Here is a 14352-nt window from a genome sequence, read left to right as displayed (position 1 = left end):
CCTCAGAAGAGGAAGTAGCGCTGGGCCATCGGCAGCTCGACCGCCGGCTCGGGCTCCACGACCGCACCGTCGATGCGTACCGTGAAGGTGTCCGGCTCCACCTCGATGCGCGGCAGGGCGTCGTTGCCGGGCAGGTCGGTTTTGCCCCGCGACCTCGTGTCGGCGACCGGGGCCAACGCCCGGCGGATCCCGATCCGGTCGGCGAGCAGCGCGTCGATGGCGGCCGGGGCCACGAAGGCGAGGCTGGTCGAGGCGGGTGCCGCGCCGTAGGAGCCGAACATCGGCCGGGGCAGCATCGGCTGCGGCGTCGGGATCGAGGCGTTGGCGTCGCCCATCTGGCCGAGCGCGATCATGCCGCCCTTGAGCACCAGGTGCGGGCGTACCCCGAAGAAGGCCGGGTCCCAGAGCACCAGGTCGGCGAGCTTGCCCGGCTCGACCGAGCCCACCTCGGCGTCGATGCCGTGCGCGACGGCCGGACAGATCGTGTACTTGGCGACGTACCGGCGGGCCCGCGCGTTGTCGGCGGCGCCGTCGCCGGGCAGCGGGCCGCGCCGGGCCTTCATCACGTGCGCGGTCTGCCAGGTACGCAGGATCACCTCGCCGACCCGCCCCATCGCCTGCGAGTCGGAGCCGATCATCGAGATCGCGCCGAGGTCGTGCAGCACGTCCTCGGCGGCCATGGTGCTGGGCCGGATCCGGCTCTCCGCGAACGCCAGGTCCTCCGGCACGGTCGGGTTGAGATGGTGGCAGACCATCAGCATGTCGAGGTGCTCGTCGAGGGTGTTCCGGGTGTACGGCCGGGTCGGGTTGGTCGACGACGGCAGCACGTTCGGCTCGGCGGCGACCCGGATGATGTCCGGCGCGTGCCCGCCGCCCGCCCCCTCGGTGTGGTACGCGTGGATCGACCGGCCGCCGATCGCCCGCAGGGTGTCCTCGACGAAGCCGGCCTCGTTGAGCGTGTCGGTGTGGATCGCGACCTGCACCCCGGAGGCGTCGGCGACCCGCAGGCAGGCGTCGATCGCGGCCGGGGTGGTGCCCCAGTCCTCGTGCAGCTTGAAGCCGCCGGCCCCGCCGCGGAGCTGCTCCCAGAGCGACTCCTCGCTGACCGTGTTGCCCTTGCCGAGCAGCAGCACGTTGACCGGCCAGGGGTCGAGCGCCTCCAGCATCCGCCCCAGATACCAGGGGTTCGGGGTGACCGTGGTCGCCTTGGTCCCCTCGGCCGGGCCGGTACCGCCGCCGATGATCGTGGTGATGCCGCTGGCCAGCGCGGTCTCCAGGATCTGCGGGCAGATCAGGTGTACGTGGCTGTCGATCGCACCGGCGGTGAGGATCCGGCCGTTGCCGGAGATGATCTCGGTGCCCGGCCCGATCACCAGCTCGGGGTGCACCCCGTCCATGGTGTCCGGGTTGCCGGCCTTGCCGAGCCCGACGATCCGGCCGTCCCGGATCCCGACGTCGGCCTTGACCACGCCCCAGTAGTCCAGCACCAGCGCGCCGGTGATCACCGTGTCCGGGGCGCCGTTGGCGCGGGTGACCAGGGACTGCCCCATCGACTCGCGGATCACCTTGCCGCCGCCGAAGACCGCCTCGTCGCCGTACCCGCAGTGGTCCTGCTCGACCTCGATCAGCAGGTTGGTGTCGGCGAGCCGGACCCGGTCGCCGACGGTGGGACCGTAGAGGGCGGCGTACCGGCGCCGGTCCAGGGTGCTCACGAACCCTCCCCGGCGGGCTCCGGCGGGACCGGATCGAGGACGGGATCGGAATCGGGGTCGGGGTCGGGCGGGTCCAGCGGGCCGGCGCACTCGCCGCGCAGTCCGGGGACGATCCGGGCGCCGCCGAGCGGCACCAGGTCGACGTCCCGGCCGATGCCCGGCTCGAACCGCACCGAGGTGCCGGCGGGTATCCCGAGCCGGTGCCCCCAGGCCGCCGCCCGGTCGAACTCCAGCGCCGGGTTCGCCTCGGCGAAGTGGTAGTGCGAGCCGACCTGGACCGGCCGGTCCCCGGTGTTGAGCACCGGGAGGGTGCGCACGGGTCGGCCGGGGTTGATCGTCACGTCGCCCGTACCGGGCAGCAGCTCGCCGGGGATCACGCCCGCCCCCGTCACGGAATCGGCTCGTGTACGGTCACCAGCTTCGTACCGTCCGGGAAGGTCGCCTCCACCTGCACCTCCGCGATCATCTCCGGGACACCGTCGAGTACGTCGTCGCGGCCGAGCACGGTCCGCCCGGTCTCCATCAGTTCGGCGACGGTACGCCCGTCCCGGGCGCTCTCCAGCAGGAACGCCGTGATCACGGCGACCGCCTCCGGATGGTTGAGCCGCAGCCCGCGCTCACGCCGGCGCCACGCCAGATCGGCCGCGACATGGACCATCAGCCGTTCTTGCTCGTGACGGGTGAGGAACATCGACACCTCCGCAGCGGGCGAGGACTCAGCGGATCGTGTCAGTCAGAGATTTCGATGAGGTTACGGCCGGCGCGTGCCGGAGACGACCCGCCGGGCCGACGGAACGCCCGGCGGAACGGCCGGCGGAACGGCTGGGGGAGGAGGTCGTATCTTGACGAAATCCTGACGCTTCCGAGTTTTCACAAACTTGTGAATCGGGCGTACCGTCGGCCTCATGACTACTGCTATCTCGGTCTCCGGCGTGGTCAAGTCCTTCGGCCGGAGCCGCGCGCTGGACGGGCTGGACCTCTCCGTCGACGTCGGCGAGGTGCACGGCTTCCTCGGCCCGAACGGCGCCGGGAAGTCGACCACCATCCGGGTCCTGCTGGGGCTGCTCCGGGCCGACGCCGGCCGGGTGAGCCTGCTCGGCGGACACCCGTGGCGGGACGCGGTGGCGCTGCACCGGCGGCTGGCGTACGTGCCCGGTGACGTGAACCTCTGGCCGAACCTGACCGGTGGCGAGGCGATCGACCTCTTCGGGGCGTTGCGCGGCGGGCTGGACCGGCGCCGCCGGGACGAGCTGCTGGAGCGCTTCGAACTCGACCCGACGAAGAAGGCCCGGACGTACTCCAAGGGCAACCGGCAGAAGGTCGCCGTGGTCGCCGCCTTCGCCTCCGACGTCGAGCTCTACATCCTCGACGAGCCGACCTCCGGGCTCGACCCGCTGATGGAGGCGGTCTTCCAGGAGTGCGTACGCGAGGTGAAGCGGCAGGGCCGGACCGTGCTGCTCTCCAGCCACATCTTCTCCGAGGTGGAGGCGCTCTGCGACCGGGTGAGCATCATCCGGCAGGGCCGGACCGTGGAGTCCGGCACGCTGGCGCAACTGCGGCACCTGACCCGTACCTCCATCTCGGTGCAGACCGCCCGGCCGATCACCGGGCTGGCCGAGCTGGCCGGGGTGCACGACGCCCGGGTCGAGGGGACGCAGGCCCGGTTCGACGTCGACTCCACCGAGCTGGATCCGGTACTCGGACACCTGCGCCGCTTCGAGGTGCGCGCGCTGACGAGTTCACCGCCCTCGCTGGAGGAGCTGTTCATGCGGCACTACGGCGGCCGCGAGGCCCGCGACGAACTGGCCGGCGTGTGATGGCCGGCACCTTCACCGGTACCGCCCGGCTCACCCGGCTGGCACTGCGCCGCGACCGGATCCAACTGCCACTGTGGATCCTTAGTACGACGGTGCTGGCCTCCTTCACGTACACCGCCGTACGGGAGCAGTTCCCGACCGAGGCGGCGCGGCTGACCGCGCTGCGTACCGCCGTGGACACCCCGGCGATCCTGATGCTGCGCAACGCGCCGACCGGGGTCGACGACGGCGACATGATGGCCTTCCAGATCCTCACCTTCCTCGCCGTGCTGGCCGGGTTCATGAGCACCCTCGCCGTGGTCCGGCACACCAGGCAGAACGAGGAGACCGGCCGTACCGAGATGATCGGCTCGATGGTGGTCGGCCGGCACGCCAGCCTCGCCGCGGCCATGATCGTCACCGCCGGGGCGAACCTGCTGCTGGCCACGCTGATCGCGCTGACCCTGATCGGCAACGGCCTGCCGGCCGCCGGTTCGGTCGCCTTCGGCCTCGGTGTCGGCGCCGCCGGCCTGACCTTCGGCGCCGTCGCGGCGGTCGCCGCCCAGGTGAGCCAGGGTGCCCGGGCCGCGAACGGGATCGCCGCCGCCACCATCGGCGCCGGCTATCTGCTGCGCGGGCTCGGCGACGCGTTCGGCCACGTCCGGCCGGACGGCTACACCATGACCAGTGCCTGGCCGTCCTGGCTCTCCCCGATCGGCTGGGCCACCCTGGTCCGGCCGTTCGCCGAGAACCGCTGGTGGGTGCTGGCGCTCCCGGTGGCGGTCTTCGCCGTCCTGCTCGCGGTGGCCTTCGCGCTGGCCGACCGCCGGGACATCGGGATGGGCATGATCTCCGCCCGGTCGGGTCCGGGCCGGGCGGCGAGCGGGCTGCTCAGCCCGCTCGGCCTGGCCTGGCGGCTCCAGCGCGGCACGCTCTTCGGCTGGGCCGTCGCGATCGGGCTGTTCGGGGTGACCATCGGCTCGCTGGCCGGCGCGGTCGAGGACGCCTTCGCCGGCAACGAGGGTGCCGCGCGGACCATCCGGGAACTCGGCGGCGAGGGGGCGCTCTCCGACTCGTTCTTCACCGCGATGCTGGCGATGGTCGGCGCGATGGCGGCCGGCTACGTGGTGCAGGCGATGCTGCGGGTCCGGGCGGAGGAGGCCGGCGGGCGGGCCGAGCCGCTGCTCGCCACCGCCACCGGCCGGCTGCGCTGGCTCGGCGGCCACCTGCTCGTCGCCGCCCTGGGCGCGGTCTTCCTGCTGCTGCTCGCCGGCCTCTCGGCGGGCCTGGTCGCCGGGCTGAGCGCCGGCGGGCTCACCGACCGGCTCGCGGACCTCGGCGCCGCCGCACTGGTGCAGACCGCGCCGGCGCTGATCATGATCGGGTACGTCGTGCTGGTCTTCGGCCTGCTGCCCCGGCTCGCCGTCGGGCTGGGCTGGCTCGGCTTCGCGGTCAGCCTGATCGCCGGTCAGTTCGGCGAGCTGCTGAACCTGCCCCGGGCGGTCCGGGACGTCTCCCCGTTCAGCCACGTACCGGCGCTGCCCTCCGCCGAACTCTCGGCGACCCCGCTGGTGCTGCTGGCGGTGGTGGCGGTGGCGCTCGGTGCCGTCGGCCTGGCCCTGTTCCGGCGGCGTGACCTGGCACTCTGAACGACACCGCCCCGCCGGCCACCGGCAGGCGTCCCGCCGGCCGCCCCTACCACCCCTCCAGCCGCGCCCCGACGGGCGCGGCTGGAGCCGTTGGCCTGCTCACGCGGTGTTGAGGCACAATTACACGATCTTCAGAAGCTAGCGAAGGACGGGAATGACGCGAATCGAGGTTCCTCGGGACGAGGAGGCCGTACGCCGCTTCGTCGAACAGTTCGCGTTGTCCTTCAGCGACCTCGGCGTACCCCGGATGGCGGCCCGGGTGCTGGGCGCCCTGATGGTGACCGACGAGCCGGGGCTCACCGCCGGGGAGATCGCGCAGCGGCTCGGCGTCAGCGCCGCCGCGATCTCCGGCGCGCTGCGCTATCTGCTGCACGTCAACCTGGTGCTGCGGGAGCCGGTACCCAACTCCCGGCGGGACCGCTACCACGCCCCGGACGACATCTGGTACACGGCGGCGGTGCAGAGCGGGGTCTACCAGAAACTCGGCGACCTGATGGACCAGGGCGTGGTCGCGGTCGGCGGCGACGCGTCACCGGCCGGTACCCGACTGGCCGACATGCGCGACTTCCTCTTCTTCGTCCAGGACGAGATGGCCGCGCTCGTCGAGCGGTGGAACGAGACCCGGCGGCGCAGTCACGGGGAGTCGACCGGCTGACCCCGGCGCACCGACCCGACCGGCCTCGTCGACGGAGTATGCGCAGGTCAGCGACGTTCTCTGTCCGTGATTTGTCCGTCCGAACAAATGTCCCATGGCCGGTACGTCGGTAACATGAGTGATATCCGGGGTGATCGAGTTCCGTCGATCATCGACCTGGCGACCCGACCGGCGGTAGGGCCAGACCTCTGAAGGACCCCGCGGGCGGGCGGAGCGACGTTGGGCGTGCATCTGTCGCGGTAGCCCGCACCCCACGAGGTCTGTTCGGGAGAGACCATGCCCACACCGCTCGTACCACTGACCTGTTGGCCGGGACCGGCCAGCACCGGCGTACCGCCCAACACCGTCCTGACCCGATCCGGTCCGCTGGACCTGCGGCGGGACGGTCAGGTGATCTCGAACCTGCACATCACCGGGCGGGTCAGCGTGCACGCCAGGAACGTCACGATCCGCCGGTCGAGGATCACCTCCGACGGCGCCACCTTTCCGATCCGGACCTTCGACTCGGCGGTCAACCTGGTCGCCGAGGACGTGGAGATCGACGGCCGGGGACGCTCCCCGGTCGGCGTCTGTTTCGACGACTACACCCTGCGCCGGGTGAACCTGCACCATGTCCAGGACGGGTTGTGGATCGGCTCCCGGGTCACCGTCGTCGACTCGTGGATCCACGACCTGGTCCGGGTGCCCGGCTCGCACAACGACTGCGTACGGGTCGTCGGCGTCGGCGACGTGCTCATCCGGCACAACCGGCTGGACGCCTACCGGCCGAGTACGGCCGAGGCGATGAACTCGTGCCTCAGTCTCGGCCTCGCCGTGCAGAACCTGCGCTTCGAGGAGAACTACTGCGACGGCGGCAACTACACCATCGGGATCCGGCCAGACCTCGCCGCCTCGGCGGTGCTGTTCCGGGGCAACGTCTTCGGCCGCCACCACCGCACCGGCATCGTCGCCCGCCCCACCCACCCGGGAGTGACCTGGGAGAAGTCCAATGTCTGGTTCGACAACGGCCGGCCGGTCGGGCATGAGTGATCGCGAGGTACCCCCGCGTCCCCAGCCGCGCTGGCGGTCCCGGCCCGTCCGGATGGTCTCCGGTCGGCATCCGTTCGAGGTGACCTCGCTGGCCACCGCCGTGGTCTGCGGGGTGCTCCTGGTGGTGCTCGACAGCCGCCCCCGGTCGGTCGCCGTCGCCATGCCCACCCTGCTGGAGCAGGTCTGGGCCGTCGGCCTCATCCTGGCCGGGGTCGCGGGGCTGTGCGGGGTCGCCTGGCGGGGGCAACCCGCCACCGGCATGGGCGTGGAACTCGGTGCGCTGCTGGCCTTCGGCGCCGTCACCGGGATGTACGCCATCGCGGTCTTCGTCATCTCGGGCCGGCCGGGACTCGCCGCCGGTCTCTTCATCGCCGCGGTGGCCGTCGCCTCCTGGTGGCGGTGCGCGCAGATCGCCCGGCACCTCTACCGGCTGGCCCGGGCGCACGAGCGGCGCGGTCCGGTCGGGGTACCGGTACTCGTGGAAGGAGCATTCGGTGACCGCTCCAGTGCCCCCTGAGTCGGGCCCGCCCTGGGTCCAGATCCTGCTCTCCGCCATCGGCATCCTCGGTGGCGGCGGCGGAGTCGCCTCGGCCGCCGCAGTGCTGCTGCAACGGCGCCGGTTCCGGGCGGACGCCGCCGACGTACTGACCGACACCGCGCTCACCCTGGTGCAACCGCTCAAGCTGCGGGTCGCCGAGCTGGAGGCGGAGACGATCGTCGCCCGGCAGCAGGTGGAGAAGGCGACCAGGGAGATTTCCGAACTCCGGACCGTGGTCGGGGAGGCGACCATGATGATCCGGCGGTGGCGCACGGCGATCCTCGCCCCGGACGCCACGATCGGGCAGATCCGTACCCTCGTGGCACACAGCGGGCCCTGGCACGACGACATCCACCAGGGCTGACGGCGGCGGCGTCGCGCATCCCGGCGGGGTCCCGGGCGACCGGGGCTCCGCCGGACTCCGCTCGGGCGGGGTCCGGTCAGGCCACGCCGGCCGGCCGGAACTGCACGCTGACCCGCGGACCCACCGGCCGGGACGTCTTGGGAATCGCGTGCTCCCAGCTGCGTTGGCAGGAGCCGCCCATCACGATCAGGTCGCCGTGTCCGAGCGGGAAGCGCAGGCTCGGCCCGCCGCCACCGCGCGGACGCAGCAGCAGCGGCCGGGGCGAGCCGAAGGAGACGATCGCGACCATGGTGTCCTCGCGGGCCGAGCGGCCGTGGGTGTCACCGTGCCAGGCGACGCTGTCCCGCCCGTCCCGGTAGAGACACATCCCGGCGGTGACGAACGGCTCGCCCAACTCCGCGGAGTAGTGCCGGCTCAGCCGCTCCCGGGCGGCGTCCAGCACCGGGTGCGGGAGCGGCTCGCCGCCGGCGTACCAGCGGAGCAGCCGGGGGACGTCGACCACGCCGTCGTACATCCGGCGGCGTTCGGCCTGCCAGTCGACCCGGTCGAGCAGGGTACCCAGCACCGCGTCGGAGCCCTCGACCCAGCCGGGCAGGTGGTCGACCCAGGCACCCGAGCTCAGCTCGTGCCGGCGGAGTGCCCCGGCGAGCGGACCGAGCCCGGCACCGTCACCGGCGATCCCCGCGCCGGTGGCGAGATCCAGCATCGAGGGCTGGTAGGCGCCGGACGTCATGCGCCGATGGTAACCCCCGCTCGAACGCACGTACGACCAGGAGGCGCCTACGACCAGGAGGGTTTCGGCGATCGCGGCGGGTGGGGCGCCGGGCGGTCCGGGCCGTCCTGACAGAATGTCGGGCAGCAGCCCGGACCGCCCGGACAGACGTGAGGAGACACCTGTCGTGATCCGTACCCATGACGCCGGCACCCTGCGCGCGGTGGACGCCGGCAGCACGGTGACCCTCGCCGGTTGGGTCGCCCGCCGGCGGGACCACGGCGGAGTCATCTTCGTCGACCTGCGGGACGCCTCCGGTGTCGTGCAGGTGGTCTTCCGGGAGGGGATGGATTCGGCACACGCGCTGCGCAACGAGTACTGCGTCCAGGTCACCGGCGAGGTGACCCGCCGCCCCGAGGGGAACGACAACCCCGAGCTGGCCACCGGCGAGATCGAGGTGACGGTCGACCGGCTGGAGATCCTCTCCGAGGCGGCGCCGCTGCCGCTGCCGGTGGACGACCAGGTGGAGGCCGGCGACGACGTACGCCTCAAATACCGCTACCTCGACCTGCGGCGCAGCGGTCCGGCCCGGGCGCTGCGGCTGCGCTCGGCGGCCAACCAGCTCGCCCGGAAGGTGCTGCACGGCCGCGACTTCCTGGAGATCGAGACGCCGACCCTGACCCGGTCGACCCCGGAGGGTGCCCGCGACTTCCTGGTGCCGGTACGCCTCCAGCCCGGCACCTGGTACGCCCTGCCGCAGTCTCCGCAGCTTTTCAAGCAGTTGCTGATGGTCGGCGGGATGGAGCGCTACTACCAGATCGCCCGCTGCTACCGGGACGAGGACTTCCGGGCCGACCGGCAGCCGGAGTTCACCCAGCTCGACGTCGAGATGTCGTTCGTCACCGAGGACGACGTGATCGACCTCGGCGAGGAGATCGTCGCCACGCTCTGGCGGGAGCTGGCCGGGCACGAGATCGGCCGGCCGATCCCCCGGATCACCTGGCACGACGCGATGGACCGGTACGGCTCCGACAAGCCCGACCTGCGCTACGGGGTCGAGCTGACCGAGCTGACCGACTACCTGCGCGGCACCGAGTTCCGGGTCTTCGCCGGTGCGATCGACGCCGGTGGCTACGTCGGCGCGGTGGTGATGCCGGGCGGTGCCGGGCAGAGCCGCAAGGAGCTGGACGGCTGGCAGGACTGGGCCAAGGCGCGCGGCGCCCGTGGCCTGGCGTACGTGGTGCTGGACGCCGAGTCCGGCGAGGCCCGGGGGCCGGTGGCGAAGAACCTGTCGGCCGAGCACCTGGCCGGGCTGGCCGACGCGGTCGGGGCGAAGCCGGGCGACGCCGTCTTCTTCGCCGCCAGCGCCGACCGGCGGGATGCGCAGGAGCTGCTCGGCGCGGCCCGGATCGAGATCGCCAAGCGGGCCGGCCTGGTCGACGAGAGCGCCTGGGCGTTCTGCTGGGTGGTCGACGCGCCGATGTTCGAGCGCACCGACGAGGGCGGCTGGACCGCCGTGCACCACCCCTTCACCTCGCCGAACGCCGACTGGGTGGACCGGTTCGAGGAGGCGCCGGACCGGGCGCTGGCGTACGCGTACGACATCGTCTGCAACGGCAACGAGATCGGCGGCGGCTCGATCCGTATCCACCGGGCCGACGTACAGCGTCGGGTCTTCGACCTGCTCGGCCTCAGCCCGGAGGACGCGGCCGACAAGTTCGGCTTCCTGCTGGAGGCGTTCAAGTACGGGCCGCCGCCGCACGGCGGGATCGCCTTCGGCTGGGACCGGATCTGCATGCTGCTGGCCGGGGCGGACTCGATCCGTGAGGTGATCGCCTTCCCGAAGACCCGGGGCGGGTTCGACCCGCTGACCAGCGCGCCGACTCCGATCACCGCGCAGCAGCGGGCCGAGGCGGGCATCGACGCCAAGCCGAAGCCGGCGGCGGCGCCGCACGGCGGCACGGCCGGGGTGGCCGCCCCGGTCGAGCCCTCCTGAGGCATTCGCGGCGAAGCCTCCCGGGACGTCCGTGTACCGGGAGGCGCTGCCGGGGCGCGCTCCGGGACGACCGGGGGTGGGCGGCAATCGACTTGCTTCGGATGCTCATACTCGGTCCATGGCGCCCAACCCTGATCTGATCATCGACCTGGACCCGAGCGAGGCGGGAACCGAGGTCGTCAAGACCGTCGTGCTGCCCTGGTCGGGCCAGAGCACCCCATTGCGGATCCCGGCCGGGCTCGGCGACGGCACCGTACTGCGGCTGCCCGGCATCGGGCCGGCGACCGTGCCCGGCGGCCCGCCCCGGGACGCGTACGTCCAGATCCGGATCGTGCCGGGCGGAGGCGGCGCGGTCCCCACGAGCTTCGGAGCCGCTCCGTTCGGTGGCCCGGTCCCGCCGGTGACGTCGGCCCCGCCGACCACGCCGTTCGGGGCACCGCCGCCGGTCTCGGCCCCGCCGACGGCTCAGTTTGGGGCGCCGCCGCCGGTCTCGGCCCCGCCGACCGCTCCGTTCGGCACCCCGCCGGTCTCGGGTCCGCCCACGGCTCCGTTCGGCACCCCGCCGGTCTCGGGTCCGCCGACCCCGTTCGGTGCCGGCCCGCCCGGCCCGCCGTTCGGCGGCCCGCCGCAGTTCGGTGCGTTTCCGCCGCCGCCCGCCAAGTCGGGGCGCGGCAAGATCATCGCCATCGTCGGCGGTGCCGTCGCCGTGGTCCTGCTGGTCGCCCTGGCGGTACCGCTGCTGATCTGGGCCGGCAACCGGGGCTCCGACGACCCGCCCTCGAACCGGACGGCCTCCGGGCAGGACGGGGAGCCGTCGCCGAGCGCGGCGCCGATCAGCGTCCAGGAATACCAGGCGCTGCTGGCCGAGGTCGACAAGGCGTTGGCGCCCGGCTTCACCCAGCTCGGCGCGGCCAAGAACCCCAAGGCGGTGGGCGCCGCCGCCGGCACCATCGGGCGGACGCTCGACCAGCAGATCAGCGCACTGTCCAACGTGGTGCCGCCGCAGAACGCCGCGACGGCGCACGCCGACCTGCTGCGCGGGCTGGAGGGCATGGTCGACTCGATCACCGAGACGGGTTCGGCCGCCGGGGCCGGTGAGGTCTGCCTCGGTTCGTCCGCGCTGGCCCGGCTGAGCCGTGACCCGGCCGCCGAGGACGTACGCACCGCGCAGCAGGCGCTGGCGGCGGCGGACCCGGCGCAGCCGTACCAGGTCGGCAAGTTCGTGCCGAAGAAGACGGCGGACAGCAACCGGCGGCTGAGCAACGGCGCGTACATCAAGCGGGTGCGCAGCGGGCAGGGGCAACTGAAGATCGAGAACGGCGGCAGCAGCGACGCGGTCATCAACCTGGTGCTGGGCAGCGCCAAGACGCCGACGGTCAGCGTCTACGTCCGGGCCAAGGGCAAGCACACCGTCTCCTCGGTCAAGGACGGCACCTACCGGATCTACATGACCGGTGGCAAGGACTGGGACGCCCGGGCCAAGGCGTTCAGCCGGAACTGCAACTTCCAGCGGTTCGAGGACACCTTCAAGTTCACCACCACCTCCAGCCAGTACACGATCTGGACGATCACGCTGACCCCGGTCGCGGGCGGCAACGCCCAGACCAGCGAGGTCGACCCGAACTCGTTCCCGGGCGGCTGACCGGCGGCGACGACCGCCTCCCGCTGACCGGAGGCGATGACGGCCTCCCGTCGGGGGGCGGGGCGGTGCCATAGGTGACGGCGTGCCGGCCGGGTCCACGGACCCGGCCGGCACGCCTCTTCGGTTTCCGGCCCGCCCAGTCGGCGGAAGACCATGCCGCACCACGTCCACAGATTCTATGCACAACTATTGTGCACAGGCCCTGTGCACAGTTATTGTGCATTCATGGAACCCGAGCCGACACCTCCGGAGCAGCCCTCGTCCTCGGTGGTGGCGCTGGACGGCACCCAGATCCGCGTCCTCGCCCATCCGCTGCGCGCCCGACTGCTGATCGCGCTCCGCTCCCACGGTCCGGCCACCGCGACCCGGCTGGCCCAGGCACTCGACACCAACACCGGCGCCACCAGCTACCACCTGCGGCAGCTCGCCGACGCCGGGCTGGTGGTGGAGGAGCCGGACCGGGGTTCCGGGCGGCAGCGCTGGTGGCGGGCCGCGCACCAGTTCAGCAGTTGGCGCCGGAGCAACTTCGACGGCGACCCGGACGCGCTGGCCGCCGCCGACTGGCTGCACCGGCACGCGGTGCGGCTGCACGCCGACCTGACCGAGCGCTGGATCATTGAGCAGCACGAATACCCGGTCGAGTGGCGTGACGCGGCGACCTTCTCCGACGTGCTGCTCCGGCTGACCCCGGCAGAGCTGCGCCAGCTCAACGACGAACTGCACGCGGTGGTCGACCGCTACCGGCACGCCGTACCGGCGGTCGAGGCTGCCGACCTGCCGGAGCCCGGGGACGGCACCGAGCAGGTCCTGCTCTACCTGCACAGCTTTCCGGTGCGCACCCGGATACCCCTGGCCGGCGGAGTCGACGGGGACGGAGAGCGGTCGTGACCGCGCTGACCGGCCGGCAGGTCCGGCGGCGTTACCTGATCCTGCACGGGCTGCGCTGGCTGCCCACCGGGCTGCTGATCCCCGTGCTCATGCTGCTGTTGCTGGAACGCGGGCTCAGCCTGCCGCAGGTCGGGTTCGTCGCCGCCGCCCAGGGACTGGTGGTGCTCGCGTTGGAGCTGCCGACCGGCGGATTCGCCGACGCGCTGGGACGCAAACCGGTGCTGGTCGGGGCGATGCTGATCAACCTCGGATCGCTGCTGCTCCTGCTGACCGCCGACTCCTTCGCGCTGCTCCTCCTGGTCTTCCTGCTCCAGGGCATCTACCGGGCCCTGGACAGCGGCCCGCTCGAGTCCTGGTACGTCGACGCCGCGCTGGCCGCCGACCCCGACGCGCCGATCGAGCGGGGACTCAGCGCCGGTGGGGTCGTCCTCGGCATCTGCATCGGGGCCGGCGCACTGCTCAGCGGCGGCCTGGTCGCGCTCGATCCGGTCGGCGGAATCAGCGCGCTCACCCTGCCGGTGCTGGTGGCGATCGTCCTGGAGGTCGGCGCCCTGGCCACCATGCTGCTGCTGCTGGTGGAGGTGCGCCCGGCCGCCGGTGTCGCCGCGCTGCGCGGCTCGCTCCGGGCGGTACCCGGCGCGATCGGCGGCGCGCTGGGGCTGGCCCGCCGCTCCCGGATCGTGCTGGCGCTGATCTCGGTGGAGCTGTTCTGGGGCTTCGGGATGGTCACCTTCGAGGCGCTGCTGCCGGTCCGGCTCGCCGAGGTGCTCGGCGACCCCGACCGGGCGGCGGCGCTGCTCGGTCCGACCGCCTCGGTGGCCTGGCTCGCCTCGGCGGGCGGCGCGGCGCTGATCGCGTACGCAAGCCGGTGGCTGGGAGTGCCGATCAGCGCCGGGCTGCTCCGGATCCTCCAGGGCGCCACGGTCGTCGGGATGGGACTGCTCGCCGGGCCGGTCGGGATCATCGCGGCCTACCTGCTCTGCTACGCCGTGCACGGCGCCTCCAACCCGCTGCACGCCGGGCTGCTGCACCGGCAGGTCGACGGGCCGTACCGGAACAGTGTCATCTCGCTGAACTCGATGGTGGCCCAGCCGGCCGGCGCGCTCGGCGGCGTCGTGCTCACCTCGCTGGCCGCGGCGACCTCGGTGAGTACGGCGATGGTGGTGGGCGGCGTCGTACTGGCCGCCGCCGCACCGCTCTACCTGCCGGCCTGGTGGGCGAGCCGCCGCGCGCCGGTCCCCGCCCAGCCAGATCCGACCGAGCCAGATCCGACCCAGTCGGCTCCGAGCGGGTCGGCTCCGACCGAGTCGGGTCCGGCCGGGTCGGTGCCGACCGCCGTCGAGGTCCAGGGGAGAGCGGGTCGGTGACGTC

At 72.7% G+C, this 14352-nt stretch carries 14 protein-coding genes; 10 read left to right on the top strand and 4 right to left on the bottom strand.

Going from position 1 to position 14352, the window contains the following annotated elements; genetic code table 11:
• Nucleotides 1-2: 2 nt before the first annotated feature.
• From C6361_RS23370 to C6361_RS23360, 3 genes are read right to left on the bottom strand one after another with little or no spacing between them, the layout of a single operon-like run.
• Nucleotides 3-1712 (bottom strand): urease subunit alpha, encoded by a 1710-nt coding sequence (locus C6361_RS23370; RefSeq protein WP_107269014.1) that lies wholly within the window; start codon nucleotides 1710-1712, stop codon nucleotides 3-5.
• Nucleotides 1709-2089 carry an urease subunit beta gene (locus tag C6361_RS23365; RefSeq protein ID WP_107269013.1) on the bottom strand — a complete coding sequence of 127 codons (381 nt, stop codon included), beginning with the start codon at nucleotides 2087-2089 and terminating at the stop codon, nucleotides 1709-1711. The genes C6361_RS23370 and C6361_RS23365 overlap by 4 nt, the downstream gene beginning before the upstream one ends.
• A gap of 11 nt (nucleotides 2090-2100) precedes the next feature.
• Nucleotides 2101-2403, bottom strand: a complete 303-nt coding sequence (locus tag C6361_RS23360; protein ID WP_101371287.1) for an urease subunit gamma — start codon at nucleotides 2401-2403, stop codon at nucleotides 2101-2103.
• A 214-nt stretch (nucleotides 2404-2617) separates the two neighbouring features.
• Here C6361_RS23360 and C6361_RS23355 point away from each other — a divergent pair, with 214 nt between their 5' ends.
• From C6361_RS23355 to C6361_RS37680, 6 genes are all read left to right on the top strand, one after another.
• On the top strand, nucleotides 2618-3529 hold the full coding sequence (locus C6361_RS23355; RefSeq protein ID WP_107269012.1) for an ABC transporter ATP-binding protein: 912 nt from the start codon (nucleotides 2618-2620) through the stop codon (nucleotides 3527-3529).
• Nucleotides 3529-5157, top strand: coding sequence for an ABC transporter permease (locus C6361_RS23350; protein WP_107269011.1), 1629 nt, complete (start codon nucleotides 3529-3531; stop codon nucleotides 5155-5157). Before C6361_RS23355 ends, C6361_RS23350 begins: the two co-directional genes overlap by 1 nt.
• 154 nt (nucleotides 5158-5311) lie before the next feature.
• The gene (locus C6361_RS23345; protein ID WP_107269010.1) at nucleotides 5312-5812 is read left to right on the top strand and encodes a GbsR/MarR family transcriptional regulator; all 501 of its coding nucleotides are present in this window, start codon (nucleotides 5312-5314) and stop codon (nucleotides 5810-5812) included.
• Between the two features lie 276 nt (nucleotides 5813-6088).
• Complete coding sequence (locus C6361_RS23340; protein ID WP_107269009.1) at nucleotides 6089-6841, top strand: hypothetical protein; 753 nt, start codon at nucleotides 6089-6091, stop codon at nucleotides 6839-6841.
• On the top strand, nucleotides 6834-7358 hold the full coding sequence (locus C6361_RS23335; protein WP_159079440.1) for a hypothetical protein: 525 nt from the start codon (nucleotides 6834-6836) through the stop codon (nucleotides 7356-7358). The genes C6361_RS23340 and C6361_RS23335 overlap by 8 nt, the downstream gene beginning before the upstream one ends.
• Entirely contained in the window at nucleotides 7336-7743 is a 408-nt protein-coding gene (locus C6361_RS37680) for a hypothetical protein (protein WP_199853059.1), read from the top strand. Before C6361_RS23335 ends, C6361_RS37680 begins: the two co-directional genes overlap by 23 nt.
• Before the next feature lie 76 nt (nucleotides 7744-7819).
• Here the strand turns inward: C6361_RS37680 and C6361_RS23325 are convergent, their stop codons facing one another.
• Complete coding sequence (locus C6361_RS23325; protein WP_107269007.1) at nucleotides 7820-8476, bottom strand: alpha-ketoglutarate-dependent dioxygenase AlkB; 657 nt, start codon at nucleotides 8474-8476, stop codon at nucleotides 7820-7822.
• A gap of 166 nt (nucleotides 8477-8642) precedes the next feature.
• Between C6361_RS23325 and aspS the strand changes: the two genes are divergently transcribed.
• The 4 genes from aspS (at nucleotide 8643) to C6361_RS23305 (ending at nucleotide 14348) form a co-directional block, all read left to right on the top strand.
• Nucleotides 8643-10451, top strand: a complete 1809-nt coding sequence (gene aspS, locus C6361_RS23320) for an aspartate--tRNA ligase (protein ID WP_107262835.1) — start codon at nucleotides 8643-8645, stop codon at nucleotides 10449-10451.
• 118 nt (nucleotides 10452-10569) lie between these two features.
• On the top strand, nucleotides 10570-12093 hold the full coding sequence (locus C6361_RS23315; protein ID WP_107269006.1) for a hypothetical protein: 1524 nt from the start codon (nucleotides 10570-10572) through the stop codon (nucleotides 12091-12093).
• 225 nt (nucleotides 12094-12318) lie between these two features.
• Nucleotides 12319-12981 carry a helix-turn-helix transcriptional regulator gene (locus C6361_RS23310; RefSeq protein WP_107269005.1) on the top strand — a complete coding sequence of 221 codons (663 nt, stop codon included), beginning with the start codon at nucleotides 12319-12321 and terminating at the stop codon, nucleotides 12979-12981.
• Nucleotides 12978-14348, top strand: a complete 1371-nt coding sequence (locus C6361_RS23305) for an MFS transporter (protein ID WP_107269004.1) — start codon at nucleotides 12978-12980, stop codon at nucleotides 14346-14348. Before C6361_RS23310 ends, C6361_RS23305 begins: the two co-directional genes overlap by 4 nt.
• Nucleotides 14349-14352: the final 4 nt, after the last annotated feature.

Source organism: Plantactinospora sp. BC1 (assembly GCF_003030345.1).
Lineage (GTDB): Bacteria > Actinomycetota > Actinomycetes > Mycobacteriales > Micromonosporaceae > Plantactinospora.
Note: the sequence above shows the minus strand (reverse complement) of the source record. Positions and strands in the feature narration are given on the sequence as shown.

What these genes read in the sequence shown, in the direction of transcription:
- C6361_RS23360 (WP_101371287.1), bottom strand. Translation starts at nt 2,403, where the DNA reads ATGTTCCTCACCCGTCACGAGCAAGAACGGCTGATGGTCCATGTCGCG.
- C6361_RS23355 (WP_107269012.1), top strand. Translation starts at nt 2,618, where the DNA reads ATGACTACTGCTATCTCGGTCTCCGGCGTGGTCAAGTCCTTCGGCCGG.
- C6361_RS23350 (WP_107269011.1), top strand. Translation starts at nt 3,529, where the DNA reads ATGGCCGGCACCTTCACCGGTACCGCCCGGCTCACCCGGCTGGCACTG.
- C6361_RS23345 (WP_107269010.1), top strand. Translation starts at nt 5,312, where the DNA reads ATGACGCGAATCGAGGTTCCTCGGGACGAGGAGGCCGTACGCCGCTTC.
- C6361_RS23340 (WP_107269009.1), top strand. Translation starts at nt 6,089, where the DNA reads ATGCCCACACCGCTCGTACCACTGACCTGTTGGCCGGGACCGGCCAGC.
- C6361_RS23335 (WP_159079440.1), top strand. Translation starts at nt 6,834, where the DNA reads ATGAGTGATCGCGAGGTACCCCCGCGTCCCCAGCCGCGCTGGCGGTCC.
- C6361_RS23325 (WP_107269007.1), bottom strand. Translation starts at nt 8,476, where the DNA reads ATGACGTCCGGCGCCTACCAGCCCTCGATGCTGGATCTCGCCACCGGC.
- C6361_RS23315 (WP_107269006.1), top strand. Translation starts at nt 10,570, where the DNA reads ATGGCGCCCAACCCTGATCTGATCATCGACCTGGACCCGAGCGAGGCG.
- C6361_RS23310 (WP_107269005.1), top strand. Translation starts at nt 12,319, where the DNA reads ATGGAACCCGAGCCGACACCTCCGGAGCAGCCCTCGTCCTCGGTGGTG.